Source organism: Pseudomonas entomophila (assembly GCF_029193575.1).
Lineage (GTDB): Bacteria > Pseudomonadota > Gammaproteobacteria > Pseudomonadales > Pseudomonadaceae > Aquipseudomonas > Aquipseudomonas entomophila_G.
In genome coordinates, this window is the sequence record NZ_JARGCS010000056.1 from 277471 (window position 1) to 293885 (window position 16415).

18 protein-coding genes are annotated in these 16415 nt (G+C 66.3%); 15 read left to right on the forward strand and 3 right to left on the reverse strand.

Annotated features, from left to right (window positions below; all coding sequences use genetic code 11):
* Window positions 1-11 precede the first annotated feature (11 nt).
* The 9 genes from P0Y43_RS25025 (at window position 12) to P0Y43_RS25065 (ending at window position 10334) form a co-directional block, all read left to right on the forward strand.
* A complete protein-coding gene (locus tag P0Y43_RS25025; RefSeq protein ID WP_275639930.1) occupies window positions 12-1016 on the forward strand; it encodes an aspartate carbamoyltransferase catalytic subunit in 1005 nt (334 codons plus the stop codon).
* The gene (locus P0Y43_RS25030; protein WP_275639931.1) at window positions 1013-2284 is read left to right on the forward strand and encodes a dihydroorotase; all 1272 of its coding nucleotides are present in this window, start codon (window positions 1013-1015) and stop codon (window positions 2282-2284) included. Before P0Y43_RS25025 ends, P0Y43_RS25030 begins: the two co-directional genes overlap by 4 nt.
* Before the next feature lie 179 nt (window positions 2285-2463).
* Window positions 2464-2994, forward strand: coding sequence for an ATP-dependent protease subunit HslV (gene hslV / locus P0Y43_RS25035; protein ID WP_275639932.1), 531 nt, complete (start codon window positions 2464-2466; stop codon window positions 2992-2994).
* Window positions 2995-3070: 76 nt separating this feature from the next.
* On the forward strand, window positions 3071-4414 hold the full coding sequence (gene hslU / locus P0Y43_RS25040) for an ATP-dependent protease ATPase subunit HslU (RefSeq protein ID WP_275639933.1): 1344 nt from the start codon (window positions 3071-3073) through the stop codon (window positions 4412-4414).
* A gap of 137 nt (window positions 4415-4551) precedes the next feature.
* Window positions 4552-4929, forward strand: a complete 378-nt coding sequence (locus P0Y43_RS25045; RefSeq protein ID WP_275639934.1) for a DUF971 domain-containing protein — start codon at window positions 4552-4554, stop codon at window positions 4927-4929.
* A gap of 357 nt (window positions 4930-5286) precedes the next feature.
* On the forward strand, window positions 5287-6966 hold the full coding sequence (gene phaC, locus P0Y43_RS25050; RefSeq protein WP_275639935.1) for a class II poly(R)-hydroxyalkanoic acid synthase: 1680 nt from the start codon (window positions 5287-5289) through the stop codon (window positions 6964-6966).
* A gap of 61 nt (window positions 6967-7027) precedes the next feature.
* Complete coding sequence (phaZ, locus tag P0Y43_RS25055; protein ID WP_275639936.1) at window positions 7028-7879, forward strand: poly(3-hydroxyalkanoate) depolymerase; 852 nt, start codon at window positions 7028-7030, stop codon at window positions 7877-7879.
* A gap of 153 nt (window positions 7880-8032) precedes the next feature.
* The gene (phaC, locus tag P0Y43_RS25060; protein WP_275639937.1) at window positions 8033-9715 is read left to right on the forward strand and encodes a class II poly(R)-hydroxyalkanoic acid synthase; all 1683 of its coding nucleotides are present in this window, start codon (window positions 8033-8035) and stop codon (window positions 9713-9715) included.
* 4 nt (window positions 9716-9719) lie between these two features.
* Window positions 9720-10334 carry a TetR/AcrR family transcriptional regulator gene (locus P0Y43_RS25065; RefSeq protein ID WP_275639938.1) on the forward strand — a complete coding sequence of 205 codons (615 nt, stop codon included), beginning with the start codon at window positions 9720-9722 and terminating at the stop codon, window positions 10332-10334.
* A 118-nt stretch (window positions 10335-10452) separates the two neighbouring features.
* On the opposite strand, the gene P0Y43_RS25070 is transcribed toward P0Y43_RS25065, so the two are convergent.
* The 3 genes from P0Y43_RS25070 to P0Y43_RS25080 form a co-directional block, all read right to left on the reverse strand.
* Window positions 10453-11259, reverse strand: coding sequence for a phasin family protein (locus P0Y43_RS25070; RefSeq protein ID WP_275639939.1), 807 nt, complete (start codon window positions 11257-11259; stop codon window positions 10453-10455).
* Window positions 11260-11269: 10 nt separating this feature from the next.
* On the reverse strand, window positions 11270-11692 hold the full coding sequence (locus tag P0Y43_RS25075) for a phasin family protein (RefSeq protein ID WP_275639940.1): 423 nt from the start codon (window positions 11690-11692) through the stop codon (window positions 11270-11272).
* A gap of 153 nt (window positions 11693-11845) precedes the next feature.
* On the reverse strand, window positions 11846-12121 hold the full coding sequence (locus P0Y43_RS25080; RefSeq protein WP_275639941.1) for a polyhydroxyalkanoic acid system family protein: 276 nt from the start codon (window positions 12119-12121) through the stop codon (window positions 11846-11848).
* A 125-nt stretch (window positions 12122-12246) separates the two neighbouring features.
* On the opposite strand from P0Y43_RS25080, the gene ubiE reads away from it, so the two are divergent.
* The 6 genes from ubiE to P0Y43_RS25110 all read left to right on the forward strand — a co-directional run bounded on the left by ubiE (window position 12247) and on the right by P0Y43_RS25110 (window position 16413).
* Window positions 12247-13017, forward strand: a complete 771-nt coding sequence (gene ubiE / locus P0Y43_RS25085) for a bifunctional demethylmenaquinone methyltransferase/2-methoxy-6-polyprenyl-1,4-benzoquinol methylase UbiE (RefSeq protein ID WP_275639942.1) — start codon at window positions 12247-12249, stop codon at window positions 13015-13017.
* On the forward strand, window positions 13017-13640 hold the full coding sequence (locus P0Y43_RS25090; RefSeq protein ID WP_275639943.1) for a ubiquinone biosynthesis accessory factor UbiJ: 624 nt from the start codon (window positions 13017-13019) through the stop codon (window positions 13638-13640). Before ubiE ends, P0Y43_RS25090 begins: the two co-directional genes overlap by 1 nt.
* Window positions 13637-15247 carry a ubiquinone biosynthesis regulatory protein kinase UbiB gene (gene ubiB / locus P0Y43_RS25095; RefSeq protein ID WP_275639944.1) on the forward strand — a complete coding sequence of 537 codons (1611 nt, stop codon included), beginning with the start codon at window positions 13637-13639 and terminating at the stop codon, window positions 15245-15247. The genes P0Y43_RS25090 and ubiB overlap by 4 nt, the downstream gene beginning before the upstream one ends.
* A 74-nt stretch (window positions 15248-15321) precedes the next feature.
* The gene (hisI, locus tag P0Y43_RS25100; protein WP_275639945.1) at window positions 15322-15714 is read left to right on the forward strand and encodes a phosphoribosyl-AMP cyclohydrolase; all 393 of its coding nucleotides are present in this window, start codon (window positions 15322-15324) and stop codon (window positions 15712-15714) included.
* Between the two features lie 2 nt (window positions 15715-15716).
* Window positions 15717-16049: a phosphoribosyl-ATP diphosphatase gene (locus P0Y43_RS25105; protein WP_275639946.1), complete on the forward strand. Its 333-nt coding sequence runs from the start codon at window positions 15717-15719 to the stop codon at window positions 16047-16049.
* 79 nt (window positions 16050-16128) lie between these two features.
* Window positions 16129-16413 carry a twin-arginine translocase TatA/TatE family subunit gene (locus P0Y43_RS25110; RefSeq protein ID WP_275639947.1) on the forward strand — a complete coding sequence of 95 codons (285 nt, stop codon included), beginning with the start codon at window positions 16129-16131 and terminating at the stop codon, window positions 16411-16413.
* The last annotated feature ends 2 nt before the right edge of the window (window positions 16414-16415 follow it).

Below are 16415 nucleotides of genomic sequence, written 5' to 3' on the forward strand. Positions count from 1 at the left end.
AGTCCCCCGCGATGACGCCATTTGACGCCAAGCGCCCGCTGCAGCTCAACGACCAGGGCCAGCTGCGCCACTTCCTCTCGCTCGACGGTTTGCCCCGCGAACTGCTCACCGAGATCCTCGACACCGCCGACTCGTTCCTCGAAGTCGGCGCCCGGGCCGTGAAGAAGGTCCCGCTGCTGCGCGGCAAGACCGTGTGCAACGTGTTCTTCGAGAACTCCACCCGCACCCGCACCACCTTCGAGCTGGCCGCCCAGCGCCTGTCGGCCGACGTGATCAGCCTGAATGTGTCGACCTCCTCGACCAGCAAGGGCGAGACCCTGTTCGACACCCTGCGCAACCTGGAGGCCATGGCCGCCGACATGTTCGTGGTGCGCCATTCCGACTCCGGCGCCGCGCACTTCATCGCCGAGCACGTGTGCCCGGAGGTGGCGGTGATCAACGGCGGCGACGGCCGCCACGCGCACCCGACCCAGGGCATGCTCGACATGCTGACCATCCGTCGCCACAAGGGCAGCTTCGAGAACCTCTCGGTGGCCATCGTCGGCGACATCCTGCACTCGCGCGTGGCTCGCTCGAACATGCTCGCGCTCAAGGCCCTCGGTTGCCCGGACATCCGCGTGATCGGCCCGAAGACCCTGCTGCCGGTGGGCGTCGAGCAATATGGGGTGAAGGTCTATACCGACCTGGCCCAGGGCCTGAAGGACGTCGACGTGGTGATCATGCTGCGCCTGCAGCGTGAGCGCATGGCCGGCGGCCTGCTGCCCAGCGAAGGCGAGTTCTACCGCCTGTTCGGCCTGACCACCGCGCGCCTGGCCGGCGCCAAGCCCGACGCCATCGTCATGCACCCGGGCCCGATCAACCGCGGCGTGGAGATCGAGTCGGCAGTGGCCGACGGCGCCCAGTCGGTGATCCTCAACCAGGTCACCTACGGCATCGCCGTGCGCATGGCCGTGCTGTCGATGGCCATGAGCGGGCAGAACGCGCAACGTCAACTGGACCAGGAGAACGCCCTGTGAGCCTCAGCATTCTTGGCGCCCGAGTCATCGACCCGCGCAGCGGCCTGGACACCGTCACCGACCTGCACATCGACGGCAGCCGCATCGCCGCGATCGGCGCCGCCCCCGCCGGCTTCAGCGCCAGCCGCACGCTCCAGGCCGAGGGCCTGGTGGTCGCGCCGGGCCTGGTCGACCTGGACGTCGCCCTGCGCGAGCCGGGCTACAGCCGCAAGGGCAACATCGCCAGCGAAACCCGCGCCGCCGTGGCCGGCGGCGTCACCAGCCTGTGCTGCCCGCCGCAGACCAAGCCGGTGCTGGACACCTCGGCGGTGGCCGAGCTGATCCTCGATCGCGCCCGCGAGGCCGGCAACAGCAAGGTCTACCCGGTCGGCGCCCTGACCAAGGGCCTGGACGGCGAGCAGTTGGCCGAGCTGGTGGCCCTGCGCGACACCGGTTGCGTGGCCTTCGGCAACGGCCTGAAGGAAATCCCCAACAACCGCACCCTGGCCCGCGCCCTGGAGTACGCCGCCACCTTCGACCTGACCGTGGTGTTCCACTCCCAGGACCGTGACCTGTCCCAGGGCGGCCTGGCCCACGAAGGCGCCATGGCCAGCTTCCTCGGCCTGCCGGGCATCCCCGAGAGCGCCGAGACCGTGGCCCTGGCGCGCAACCTGCTGCTGGTCGAGCAGACCGGCGTGCGCGCGCACTTCACCCAGATCACCAGCGCCCGCGGCGCGCGGCTGATCGCCCAGGCCCAGCAGCTGGGGCTGCCGGTCACCGCAGACGTGGCGCTGTACCAGTTGATCCTCACCGACGAGGCGCTGCGCGATTTCTCCAGTCTGTATCACGTGCAGCCGCCGCTGCGCACCGCCGCCGACCGCGATGGCCTGCGCGAGGCGGTGAAGTCGGGGGTGATCCAGGCGATCTCCAGCCACCACCAGCCACACGAGCGGGATGCCAAGCTGGCGCCGTTCGGTGCCACCGAGCCAGGCATCAGCAGCGTCGAGTTGCTGCTGCCGCTGGCCATGACCCTGGTGGACGACGGCCTGCTCGACCTGCCGACCCTGCTGGCACGCCTGACCAGCGGCCCGGCCCAGGCGCTGCGCCTGCCGGCGGGCGAGCTGAAGGTCGGCGGCGCGGCCGACCTGGTGCTGTTCGACCCGAACGCCTCCACCGTGGCCGGCGAGCAGTGGTACTCGCGCGGCGAGAACTGCCCGTTCATCGGCCACTGCCTGCCAGGCGCGGTGCGTTACACCCTGGTCGACGGGCACGTCTGCCACGAGGCCTGAGCCATACCCGCGCGGGGCAAACCCGCTCCTACAGGATTGCGTGATCCTTGCAGGAGCGGGCTTGCCCCGCGACACGGCCGGCACAGCCACCGCTCATCCCCTCAGGTTGAAATCCTTCCCCCCACCCCCATATGAGTCTGCAACAGGCATTTTCGCCCCGCTGCGTGGAGACTCTCCCCTTGACCACCATCGTTTCAGTCCGCCGCCACGGCAAAGTCGTCATGGGCGGCGACGGCCAGGTTTCCCTCGGCAATACCGTGATGAAAGGCAACGCCAAGAAGGTGCGCCGCCTGTACAACGGCGAGGTCATCGCCGGCTTCGCCGGTGCCACCGCCGATGCCTTCACCCTGTTCGAGCGCTTCGAAGCCCAGTTGCAGAAACATTCCGGCCACCTGGTGCGCGCCGCCGTCGAGCTGGCCAAGGAATGGCGCACCGACCGTACCCTCAGCCGCCTGGAGGCCATGCTGGCGGTGGCCAACAAGGACGCCTCGCTGATCATCACCGGCAACGGTGACGTGGTCGAACCCGAGGACGGCCTGATCGCCATGGGTTCCGGCGGCGCCTACGCCCAGGCCGCAGCCCGCGCCCTGCTGAACAAGACCGACCTCTCGGCACGCGAAATCGCCGAAACCGCCCTGAACATCGCCGGCGACATCTGCGTGTTCACCAACCACAACCTGACCATCGAGGAGCAGGACCTGGCGCAGTGATCAGCTGTTCTGGCGCCCTCTCCCGGTGAGGGGGCTTTTCCACGCTGACCCACTGCGCCCGAGGACCATATTCATCATGTCCATGACCCCCCGCGAGATCGTCCACGAACTCAACCGCCACATCATCGGCCAGGACGACGCCAAGCGCGCCGTGGCCATCGCCCTGCGCAACCGCTGGCGGCGCATGCAACTGCCGGCCGAGCTGCGCGCCGAAGTCACGCCGAAGAACATCCTGATGATCGGCCCCACCGGCGTGGGCAAGACCGAAATCGCCCGGCGCCTGGCCAAACTGGCCAATGCACCGTTCATCAAGGTCGAGGCGACCAAGTTCACCGAAGTCGGCTACGTCGGCCGCGATGTCGAGTCGATCATCCGCGACCTGGCCGATGCCGCGCTGAAGATGCTGCGCGAGCAGGAAATCGTGCGCGTGCGCCACCGCGCCGAAGACGCCGCCGAAGACCGCATCCTCGACGCCCTGCTGCCGCAGGCGCGGGTCAGCAGCTTCAACGAGGAAGCCCAGCCGTCGAGCAGCGACTCCAACACCCGCCAGCTGTTCCGCAAGCGCCTGCGCGAAGGCCAGCTGGACGACAAGGAAATCGAGATCGAAGTCGCCGAGAACATGGGCGTCGAGATCGCCGCGCCGCCCGGCATGGAAGAGATGACCAACCAGTTGCAGAGCCTGTTCGCCAACATGGGCAAGGGCAAGCGCAAGACCCGCAAGCTGAAGGTCAAGGAAGCGCTGAAGATGGTCCGCGACGAAGAGGCGAGCCGCCTGGTCAACGAGGAAGAGCTCAAGGGCAAGGCCCTGGAAGCGGTCGAGCAACACGGCATCGTGTTCATCGACGAGATCGACAAGGTGGCCAAGCGTGGCAACGTCGGTGGCGCCGATGTCTCCCGCGAGGGTGTGCAGCGTGACCTGCTGCCGTTGATCGAGGGCTGCACGGTCAACACCAAACTGGGCATGGTCAAGACCGACCACATCCTGTTCATCGCTTCCGGCGCGTTCCACCTGAGCAAGCCAAGCGACCTGGTGCCCGAGCTGCAAGGCCGCCTGCCGATCCGTGTCGAGCTCAAGGCCCTGACCCCGGAAGACTTCGAGCGCATCCTCAAGGAGCCGCACGCCTCGTTGACCGAGCAATACCGCGAGCTGCTCAAGACCGAGGGCCTGAACATCGAGTTCGCCGCCGACGGCATCAAGCGCCTGGCCGAGATCGCCTACCAGGTCAACGAGAAGACCGAGAACATCGGTGCGCGCCGCCTGCACACCCTGCTCGAGCGCCTGCTCGAAGAGGTGTCGTTCAGCGCCGGCGACCTGGCCAGCGTGCATGACGAGGCGCCGATCCACATCGACGCGGCGTACGTCAACAGCCACCTCGGCGAGCTGGCGCAGAACGAAGACCTGTCGCGCTACATCCTGTAAGCGCGAGCCACAAGCGGCAAGCGACCAGTTGATCTGCGTCGCTTGCGGCAAACCGGCCGAATGATTTTTCCGCGATGGCTTGAATATCGACTCTCGTAGCTTGAAGCTTGAAGCTTGCCGCTAAACGAGACCCCGCCATGGCCCGCCTGCCCACCGCCATCAACCTGCACAAAGCCTCGAAAACCCTGACCCTCACCTATGCCCCCGGCGAGGTCTACCACCTGCCCGCCGAGTTCCTGCGGGTGCACTCCCCTTCCGCCGAAGTCCAGGGCCACGGCAAACCCATCCTGCAATTCGGCAAGGTCGACGTCGGCCTCAGCGCCCTCGAGCCTGCCGGCCAGTACGCACTGAAACTGACCTTCGACGACGGCCATGACAGCGGCCTGTTCACCTGGGAGTACCTCGAGCAACTGTGCCTGCGCCAGGAGCAACTGTGGGCCGAGTACCTCGACGAACTGCACAAGGCCGGCAAATCCCGCGACCCGGCCGAGTCGGTGGTGAAACTGATGCTCTAGCGCAAGGCTTCCCAGCTTTAGAGCGCATTTTCTAATCTCATCTGCTTGAATGCCTGGATGACAGCCCACGAAGGGTTGTCTTGCGCATTACATGAAAGTCGGGTAACCAATGGAACTGGCAAGTTCCCTGCATCGTTTGCTGTGCTGCATGAACGAACAGGGCCAGGCCGGTATGTAGAGGTCGCGAGCGAAAGCAGGCTGTCTTCACACGCAGAAAAACCCGCCGCTCATCACCGTTTGCATCCGGTCCGCAACCGCTGTTCGTTATCACTGGTCACCCGAGCAGCAGTACCGGCATTCGCCTGTGTACCCGCCACAGTCAACCGGTACTCGTCTCAGGACAACGGAGCGTCGTAGATGAGTAACAAGAACAACGATGAGCTGCAGCGGCAGGCCTCGGAAAACACCCTGGGGCTGAACCCGGTCATCGGTATCCGCCGCAAGGACCTGCTGACTTCGGCGCGGACCGTGCTGCGCCAGGCGGTTCGCCAACCGCTGCACAGCGCCAAGCACGTGGCGCATTTCGGCCTGGAACTGAAAAACGTGCTGCTGGGCAAGTCCGCCCTGCAGCCGGAAAACGACGACCGCCGCTTCAACGACCCGGCCTGGAACCAGAACCCCCTGTACCGGCGCTACCTGCAGACCTACCTGGCGTGGCGCAAGGAACTCAACGACTGGATTGGCGAGAGCAATCTGTCGCCGCAGGACATCAGCCGCGGCCAGTTCGTCATCAACCTGATGACCGAAGCCATGGCCCCGACCAACACCCTGGCCAACCCGCAGGCGGTCAAGCGCTTCTTCGAGACCGGCGGCAAGAGCCTGCTCGACGGCCTCTCCAACCTGGCCAAGGACATGGTCAACAACGGTGGCATGCCCAGCCAGGTGAACATGGACGCCTTCGAGGTGGGCAAGAACCTGGGCACCAGCGAGGGCGCGGTGGTCTACCGCAACGACGTGCTGGAGCTGATCCAGTACCGCCCGATCACCGAGCAGGTGCATGCCCGCCCACTGCTGGTGGTGCCGCCGCAGATCAACAAGTTCTACGTCTTCGACCTGAGCCCGGAGAAGAGCCTGGCGCGCTTCTGCCTGCGCTCCAACCAGCAGACCTTCATCGTCAGCTGGCGCAACCCGACCAAGGCCCAGCGCGAATGGGGCCTGTCTACCTACATCGACGCACTCAAGGAGGCGGTCGACGCGGTGCTGGCGATCACCGGCGCCAAGGACCTGAACATGCTCGGCGCGTGCTCCGGCGGCATCACCTGCACGGCGCTCGTGGGCCATTACGCGGCGATCGGCGAGAGCAAGGTGAACGCCCTGACCCTGCTGGTCAGCGTGCTCGACACCACGGTCGACACCCAGGTCGCGCTGTTCGTCGACGAGCAGACCCTGGAGGCGGCCAAGCGCCACTCCTACCAGGCCGGCGTGCTCGAAGGCAGCGACATGGCCAAGGTGTTCGCCTGGATGCGCCCCAACGACCTGATCTGGAACTACTGGGTCAACAACTACCTGCTCGGCAACCCGCCGCCGATCTTCGACATCCTGTTCTGGAACAACGACACCACGCGACTGCCCGCCGCCTTCCACGGCGACCTGATCGAGATGTTCAAGAACAACCCGCTGACCCGCGCCGATGCCCTGGAGGTGTGCGGCACGCCGATCGACCTGAAGCAGGTGAAGTGCGACATCTACAGCGTCGCCGGCACCGCCGACCACATCACCCCGTGGCAGTCGTGCTACCGCTCGGCGCACCTGTTCGGTGGCAAGATCGAGTTCGTGCTGTCCAACAGCGGGCATATCCAGAGCATCCTCAACCCGCCGGGCAACCCCAAGGCACGCTTCATGACCGGAGAGGACCGCCCCGATGACCCGCTGGCCTGGCAGGAGAACGCGGTCAAGCACGCCGACTCCTGGTGGCTGCACTGGCAGACCTGGCTGGGCGAGCGGGCGGGCGAGCTGAAGAAAGCCCCGACGCGCCTGGGCAACCGCGCCTATGCCGCCGGCGAGGCGGCACCGGGCACCTACGTCCACGAGCGCTGAGCCACACCGCCGTGGCCGCCCGGGCGCGCCACGGCGTTTCATCCACCCCAGAGTTCCGTGCATGTCGCAACCGTACATCTTCAGGACCGTCGAGCTGGACAACCAGTCCATCCGCACCGCCGTCCGCCCCGGCAAGCCGCACCTGACGCCGCTGCTGATCTTCAACGGCATCGGCGCCAACCTCGAGCTGGTGTTCCCGTTCATCGAGGCGCTGGACCCGGACCTGGAAGTCATCGCCTTCGACGTGCCCGGTGTCGGCGGCTCGTCGACGCCGCGCCACCCCTACCGCTTCCCCGGCCTGGCCAAGCTGACCGCACGCATGCTCGACTACCTGGACTACGGCCAGGTCAACGTCATCGGCGTTTCCTGGGGCGGCGCGCTGGCCCAGCAGTTCGCCCACGACTACCCCGAGCGCTGCAAGAAGCTGGTGCTGGCCGCCACCGCCGCTGGCGCCTTCATGGTGCCGGGCAAGCCCAAGGTGCTGTGGATGATGGCCAGCCCCCGGCGCTACGTGCAGCCGTCCCACGTGATCCGCATCGCGCCGCTGATCTACGGCGGTGGTTTCCGCCGCGACCCGGAGCTGGCCATGCACCACGCGGCCAAGGTGCGCTCCGGCGGCAAGATGGGCTATTACTGGCAGTTGTTCGCCGGCCTTGGCTGGACCAGCATCCATTGGCTGCACAAGATCAGCCAACCGACCCTGGTGCTGGCCGGCGACGACGACCCGTTGATTCCACTGATCAACATGCGCCTGCTGGCTTGGCGAATTCCCAACGCCCAGCTACACATAATCGACGACGGTCACCTGTTCCTGATCACCCGGGCCGAGGCCGTCGCGCCGATCATCATGAAATTCCTCCAGCAAGAACGCCAACGCGCGGTGATGCACCCGCGCCCCGCCTCTGGCGGGTGAGGTCGTTTCTGGCTGTAACTGCACGGCCCTCTCCCAGGGCAAGCCCGCTCCCACAGGGACCCCGCTGTATTCAGAATCAGCGGGGCCTCTGTGGGAGCGGGCTTGCCCTGCGATGAGGCCCCCGCACAAATGGACCGACGAGGGAGTGTTGCCATGAAGGAAAAACCGGAAAAAGGGAAGGCACCGCCCCCCGCCACCAGCATGAGCGTGCAGAACGCAATCACCGGCCTGCGCGGCCGCGACCTGGTCTCGACCCTGCGCCAGGTGAGCCGCATCGGCCTGCGCAACCCGTTGCACACCGCCCACCACCTGCTCAGCCTGGGCGGCCAGCTGGGCCGCGTGTTGCTCGGCGACACCCCGCACCAACCGCACCCGCGCGACAATCGCTTCAGCGACCCGACCTGGAGCCAGAACCCCTTCTACCGCCGCGGCCTGCAAGCCTACCTGGCCTGGCAGAAGCAGACCCGCCAGTGGATCGAGGAAAGCTCGCTGGCCGACGACGACCGCGCCCGCGCGCACTTTCTGTTCAACCTGCTGACCGATGCCCTGGCGCCGAGCAACAGCCTGCTCAACCCGCTGGCGATCAAGGAACTGCTCAACACCGGCGGCCAAAGCCTGGTGCGCGGCCTGGCCCACCTGGTGGACGACATGCGCCACAACGACGGCCTGCCACGCCAGGTCGACGAGCGCGCCTTCGAGGTCGGCGGCAACCTGGCCACCACACCAGGCGCCGTGGTGTTTCGCAACGAGTTGCTGGAACTGATCCAGTACAAGCCGATGAGCGAGAAGCAGTTCGCCCGGCCCCTGCTGGTGGTGCCGCCGCAGATCAACAAGTTCTACATCTTCGACCTTGGACCGACCAACAGCTTCGTCCAATACATGCTCAAGAGCGGCCTGCAGGTGTTCATGGTCAGCTGGCGCAACCCCGACCCGCGCCACCGCGAATGGGGCCTGTCGAGCTACGTGCAAGCGCTGGAGGAAGCGCTCAATGCCTGCCGCAGCATCAGCGGCAGCCGCGACCCCAACCTGATGGGCGCCTGCGCCGGCGGGCTGACCATGGCCGCGCTGCAAGGCCACCTGCAGGCCAAGCAGCAGCTCAACCGGGTGCGCAGCGCCACCTACCTGGTGAGCCTGCTCGACAGCCAGTTCGACAGCCCCGCCAGCCTGTTCGCCGACGAGCAGACCATCGAGGCGGCCAAGCGCCGCTCGCACCAGCGCGGCGTGCTCGACGGCGGCGAGGTGGCGCGGATCTTCGCCTGGATGCGCCCCAACGACTTGATCTGGAACTACTGGGTCAACAACTACCTGCTCGGCAAGGCGCCACCGGCCTTCGACATCCTCTACTGGAACGCCGACAACACCCGCCTGCCGGCGGCGCTGCACGGCGACCTGCTGGACTTCTTCAAGCTCAACCCGCTCACTCACCCTGATGGCCTGCAAGTGTGCGGCACGCCGATCGACCTCAGGCAGGTCACGGTCGACAGCTTCACGGTGGCCGGCAGCAACGACCACATCACCCCGTGGGACGCGGTGTACCGCTCGGCCCTGCTGCTGGGCGGCGAGCGGCGCTTCGTGCTGTCGCACAGTGGGCATATCCAGAGCATCATCAACCCGCCGGGCAACCCCAAGGCGTACTACCTGGAGAACCCCCGTCTGTCGAGCGACCCGCGCGCCTGGTTCCACGACGCCACGCGCAGCGACGGCAGTTGGTGGCCGCAGTGGGTGGAATGGATTGGCCAGCGCTCCGGCAGCCTGAAGGCGCCCAAGGCGCAGTTGGGCAATGCCACCTACCCGCCGCTGAGCCCGGCGCCGGGCGCCTACGTGCTGGCGCGCTGACCGAATGAAAACCCGCGACCGCATCCTGGCCTGTGCCCAGCAACTGTTCAACGATCAGGGCGAGCCAAACGTCTCGACCCTGGAAATCGCCAACGAGATGGGCATCAGCCCAGGCAACCTGTACTACCACTTCCACGGCAAGGAGCCGCTGGTGCTGGGCTTGTTCGAGCGCTTCGAAGAAGAACTGATGCCACTGCTCGACCCGCCCCTGGAGGTGCGCCTGGATGCCGAGGACTACTGGCTGTTCCTGCACCTGATCGTCGAGCGCATGGCGCAGTACCGCTTCCTGTTCCAGGACCTGTCGAACCTCAGTGGCAAGCTGCCGAAGCTGGCGCGGGGCATGCGCAACCTGATCAATGCGCTCAAGCGCACGCTGGCTGCGTTGCTGGCGAGCCTGAAGGCGCAGGGGCTGGTGGTCAGCGAGATGCAGGCACTGGGGCAATTGGTCGAGCAGATCACCCTGACGTTGCTGTTCTCGCTGGATTACCAGCGCGTGCTGGGGCGCGAGGGTGACGTGGGGGTCGTGGTGTACCAGGTGATGATGCTGGTGGCACCGCACCTGCAAGCGCCGGCACGCAAGGCGGCGGAGCAACTGGCGGGGAAATACCTGGAAGGGTGAGGTAGGCAATACTGACGCAATCGCGGGGCAAGCCCGCTCCCACAGACGCCCCGCTGACGTTGAGTACAGCGGAGTATCTATGGAAGCGGGCTTGCCCCGCGATGCAGACGCCGCGCTATCAGGCCTGGGTAGCCGGGTTCACGGGCGCCGACGGGGTGCTGCTGGCCGGTGCCACGCTTGGCGCTGGCGCCGCGGTGGCTGCCGGCGTTGCCGGTGCTGCTGGCTTGGCCGCTGCGGGCTTGGCCGGCGCCTTCTTCACGGCAGGCTTTTTCGCCGCTGCCGGCTTGGCGGCCGCAGGTTTGGCCGCTGCAGGTTTGGCGGCCGGTTTGGCGGCTGGCTTGGCCACTGCAGGCTTGGCGGCCGGTTTAGCGGCCGGCTTGGCTGCTGCGGGCTTGGCAGCGGCTTTAGCGGCAGGCTTGGCAGCGGCGGTCTTGGCCGCCGGTTTCGCAGCTGGCTTGGCCGCCGCCTTGGCCAGTGGCTTGGCGGCAGTCTTGCTGGCCGTCTTGGACACCGGCGTGACCGAGGCGCCGGTCAGCTTCTCGATCTGCTTGGTCAAGGTATCGACCTGCTGGTGCAGGGCCTTGATCTCGTTGCGGCTCGGCACGCCCAGGCGCGAGATGGCGCTGTTCAGGCGCTTGTCGAAGGCCTCTTCCAGCTCGCTCCACTTGCCCAGCGCGCGGTCCTTCACATCGGACACCCGCGAGGTGGTCGCGGACTTGGCGGTGTCCTTGGCGGCATCGACGTTCTTCTTGGCCTGCTTCTCGGCCTTCTCGCCGTCCTTGACCAGCGAATCGAACAGCTTTGGCCCGTCCTGGTCGACCTTGGAGTAGATACCCAGGCCCGCCAGCCAGATCTTGCGGGAGTACTTCTCGATCCCGCCGATCCACGAGCTGCCTTCTTTCTCGGTGTTCTTCTTGCCAGCCATCCTGCTCTCCTTATGGTTTGCGCGCGACACGCTCAAGCAGCTCGTGCAGCTGTTCAAGCTTGATAGACAACGCCTCAACGTCATGTTTAGACGGAATGCCGAGGCGATTCAAGGCGCGACCGACCCGCGCGTCGAAAGCTTTTTCGATTTTGTCGAGTTGCACCTCGACCTTGCCGCGCACGCGGCTCACTTCCTGGGTGGCTTCATCGAGCTGGCCGTTGGCCGCGTCGATCTTCTGGTCGATGCGCTTCTTGCCGCGCTTCTCGACGCCTTCACCGGCCTTCACCAGCTCCTTGAAGTACTCGGAACCTTCCTGGCCGACACGGGCGTAGGCGCCCAGGCCCGCCAGCCAGACCTTGCGCGCGTAGCCGCGCACGTCGTCCAGGGAGCTGCCTGCGGCGTCTTCGGTTTTCTTCAAATTCAACTTGGCCATGCTCTGCACCTCACGCTCGAAAAGGGATGGAGGAACTGCCCAGGGTCGTTGGGCTTGAGCACAAAGGTAGGGCGAAAAATTAGAAACCTCACCCTAAGAGCAGCTACGAGCTGCGAGCGGCGAGCTGATAGGCGTCGCTGCTCGCAGCTGAAGTCAGGCCAGGGCCTTGTCCAGCGCGCGCTCGATCTCGCCCTTGATGGTGCCGCTCATCATCGACAGCATCATGCCCAGCTTCAGCTCGACGCGAATGCTGTCGTCGCCGATGTGCACGCTGCCGTTGGCGCCGCTGCGGGTGACATCGACGCGGTCGCCGTTCCAGCTGGCCTTGAGGTCGTACTCGCGGGAGAGTTTCTCCACCAGGGCCTCGGCCTTGGCGCGGGCGGCCTCGCGGCCGAGGGAATGTTTGCGTTCGACGCTGATCTGGGTCATGCGGGGCATCCAGGCAGTAGGGACATACTCGGCATTATGCCCGCGCCCGCGAGGCGGCACACCCCGCCAAGACAAATCCGCCCGTTCACCCTAGAATGGCGGTAATTTTTTCCCGGTGAAGCGATATGAACGACCAGCGCAAAGGCGAACACGCCGAGCCCACCACCCATTTCGGCTACCAGGACGTGCCCGAGAGCCAGAAGGCGAGGAAAGTCGCCGAGGTCTTCCACTCCGTGGCCGCCAAGTACGACCTGATGAACGACGTCCTCTCCGGCGGCATGCACCGCCTGTGGAAGCGCTTCACCATCGAGCTGTCCGGCGTGCGCAGCGGCAACCGGGTGCTGGACATCGCTGGCGGCACCGGCGACCTGGCGGCGAAGTTCTCGCGCTTGGTCGGCCCCAGCGGCCAGGTGGTGCTGGCCGACATCAACGAGTCGATGCTCAAGGTTGGCCGTGACCGCCTGCTCGACCGTGGCGTGGCCGGCAACATCGAGTTCGTCCAGGCCGATGCCGAGAAGCTGCCCTTCCCCGACAACCACTTCGACTGCGTGACCATCGCCTTCGGCCTGCGCAACGTCACCCACAAGGAAGACGCCCTGCGCTCGATGCTGCGCGTGCTCAAGCCCGGTGGCCGGCTGCTGGTGCTGGAGTTCTCCAAACCCACCAACAAGCTGATGTCGCGCGCCTACGACGCCTACTCGTTCGCCTTCATGCCGCTGGCCGGCAAGCTGATCACCAACGACGCCGAGAGCTACCGCTACCTGGCCGAGTCGATCCGCATGCACCCCGACCAGGAAACCCTCAAGAGCATGATGGTCGACGCCGGCTTCGACCGCGTCACCTACCACAACATGACCAGTGGCATCGTCGCCGTGCACCGGGGAATCAAGCCCTGATGCTCCTGGCCGGCCTGCTCGCCAGCGTCGAGCACGGGCTCAACCGTGTGCTGCGCATGGACAGCACGGCCCTGCCGCGCCTGGCCGCGCTGGAAGGCAAGGTGATCGCCATCGACTGCCGCCAGCCAGCCTTGCAGGTGTTCATCCTGCCCGACGAAGAGGGCCTGATGCTCGCCGCCCACTGGGAGGGCGAGGTCGATTGCAGCCTGCGCGCCCCGGCCGGCAGCCTGGCCCAGTTGGCCTTCGCCAAGGACAAGAACGCCGTGCTGCACAGCCCCCAGGTCGAACTGCATGGCGACAGCGCCGTGCTGCTCGACCTGTTCGGCGTGTTGCAAGACCTGGAGCTGGACTGGGAGCACGAGCTGCAACGCTGGCTGGGCCCGGTGCCCACGGCGCTGCTCGCCGGCCACCTGCGCCTGCGGGCGCGCTGGACCCGGCAAGGCCTGGCACGCTTCAGCCAGAACCTCTCCGAATACCTGGCCGAGGAATCCCGCACCCTCGTCGGCCAGCGCGAAGCCGAAGCGGCCTTCAGCGAGCTCGATGCGCTCAAGGTCGACATTGAACGCCTGGACGCGCGTATCCGCCGTCTCTCCCGATCCCTTGATACCAGCGATAACGCATGAAGCTGCTCGCCGTCCGCCGTCTGTTGCGCATCCAGCGCGTCGTGATCCGCTACCGCCTCGATGACCTGCTGTTCGACCTGCCCCTGCCTTGGTGGCTGATGAGCCTGCGCCTGTTGATGCCCTGGCGCTGGCTGCCGCGCAAGCCGCTGGAGCTGTCCCGAGGCGCACGCCTGCGCCTGGCGTTGCAGGACCTGGGGCCGATCTTCATCAAGTTCGGCCAGTTGCTCTCCACCCGCCGCGACCTGCTGCCCACCGACGTCGCCGACGAGCTGATGCTGCTGCAGGACCGCGTGCCGCCGTTCGACCCGCAGAAGGCCGTGGCGCTGATCGAGGGCCAGCTCGGGGCCAAGGTCGGCGAGCTGTTCAGCCGCTTCGACGTCGAGCCGCTGGCCTCGGCCTCGGTGGCCCAGGTGCATGCCGCGCGCCTGAAGAGCGGCGAAGAGGTCGTGGTCAAGGTGGTGCGCCCGGGCCTGAAGCCGGTGATCGCCCAGGACCTGGCCTGGCTGTTCCTGATCGCCAAGGGCGCAGAGCGGGTGTCCGCCGATGCCCGCCGCCTGCACCCGGTGGAGGTGGTCGGCGACTACGAGAAAACCATCTACGACGAGCTCGACCTGCTGCGCGAGGCGGCCAACGCCAGCCAATTGCGACGCAACTTCGAAGGCTCGGAGCTGATGTACGTGCCGCAGGTCTATTGGGACCTGTGCCGTCCCAAGGTGCTGGTGATGGAGCGCATCTACGGCGTGCCGGTGACCGACATGGCCACCCTGGCCGACCAGCGCACCGACATGAAGCTGCTGGCCGAGCGCGGCGTCGAGGTGTTCTTCACCCAGGTGTTCCGCGACAGCTTCTTCCACGCCGACATGCACCCGGGCAACATCTTCGTCAGCACGGTCAAGCCGTGGAGCCCGCAATACATCGCCATCGACTGCGGCATCGTCGGCAGCCTCACCGCCGAGGACCAGGACTACCTGGCGCGCAACCTGATCGCCTTCTTCAAGCGTGACTACCGGCGCGTGGCGCAATTGCACATCGACTCGGGCTGGGTGCCGGCGCACACCAAGGTCAACGAGTTCGAGGCGGCGATCCGCACCGTGTGCGAGCCGATCTTCGAAAAACCGCTAAAGGATATTTCGTTCGGCCAGGTGCTGATGCGCCTGTTCCAGACCGCCCGGCGCTTCAACATGGAAGTCCAGCCGCAGCTGGTGCTGCTGCAGAAGACCCTGCTCAACATCGAGGGCCTGGGCCGTCAGCTGTACCCGGACCTGGACCTGTGGAGCACGGCCAAGCCGTTCCTGGAGCGCTGGATGCGCGAGCGCATGAGCCCCAAGGCGGTGTTCGGCAACCTCTACAGCCAGGCCGAGCAACTGCCGCACCTGGCCGACATGACCCGCGACCTGCTCGAGCGCCTGTCGCAACCGCACCTGCACGACCCGCAACTGCCCGAGCGTCGGCGCCTGGGCGACAACTGGGCGCTGCGCCTGCTGGGCGCCGGCCTGCTCGGTGGCGGCGCCACCCTGGCCGCCGGCGCCGTCAGCCTCAGCGCACCGGCCGCCTGGCCGGCCTGGCTGATGCTCGCCGCCGGCCTGTACCTGATCGTGCGCCGATAGCCAGCCGCGCCGCTGGCTGGCACACTAGAGCGCAAAGGGCCTGTACAGGAGCCGGCCCGGGTTTGGAGTCGACGATGAAAGACTGGCTGGACGAGATCAAGTGGAATAGCGATGGCCTGGTACCGGCGATCGCCCAGGACCACAAGACCGGGCGCGTGCTGATGATGGCCTGGATGAACCGTGAATCCCTCGCCCTGACCGCCGCCGAGCAGCGCGCCATCTACTGGTCGCGCTCGCGGGGCAAGCTGTGGCGCAAGGGCGAAGAGTCGGGGCACGTGCAGAAGCTGCATGAGCTGCGCCTGGACTGCGACGCCGACGTGATCATCCTGATGGTCGAGCAACTGGGTGGGATCGCCTGCCATACCGGCCGTGAAAGCTGCTTCTATCGCGTCTACGAAGACGGCCAGTGGAACATCGTCGACCCGGTGCTCAAAGACCCGGGCTCCATCTATCACGCAGGGCACTGACCATGAGCGACACCCTCGACCGCCTCGCCGAAGTGCTGGAAGCGCGCAAGCAAGCCGCGCCCGACAGCTCCTACGTGGCCAGCCTTTACCACAAGGGTTTGAACAAAATCCTGGAAAAGCTCGGCGAAGAGTCCATCGAGACCATCATCGCCGCCAAGGACGCCGCCGTCAGCAAGGATTGCAGCGATGTCATCTATGAAACCGCAGACCTGTGGTTTCATAGCCTGGTCATGCTCAGCGCGCTGGGCCAACACCCGCAGGCGGTACTCGACGAACTCGACCGCCGCTTCGGCCTTTCCGGCCATGACGAGAAGGCCGCACGCCAACCGACCTGAGCGCCATGCCCCCCTGTAGGAGCGGGCTCGCCCCGCGATAACGCCCGCTCAGGCGACACATCATTCAAGGGAGTACACCATGGGTATCTTTGACTGGAAACACTGGATCGTCCTGCTGGTCGTCGTGGTGCTGGTGTTCGGCACCAAGAAGCTGAAGAACTTCGGCAGCGACCTGGGCGAATCGATCAAGGGCTTCCGCAAGGCCATGAACGACGAAGAGAACAAGCCCGCCGAGCCCACCCCGCCGCCGGTGCAACCGTCCGTGCAGCCCACCCAGCAGCCGCACAACACCGCGCCGCTGAACCAGCCGCACACCCTCGAGGGCCAGGCCACGCCGGTCCAAGAGCCACAACGGAAAGACTGACC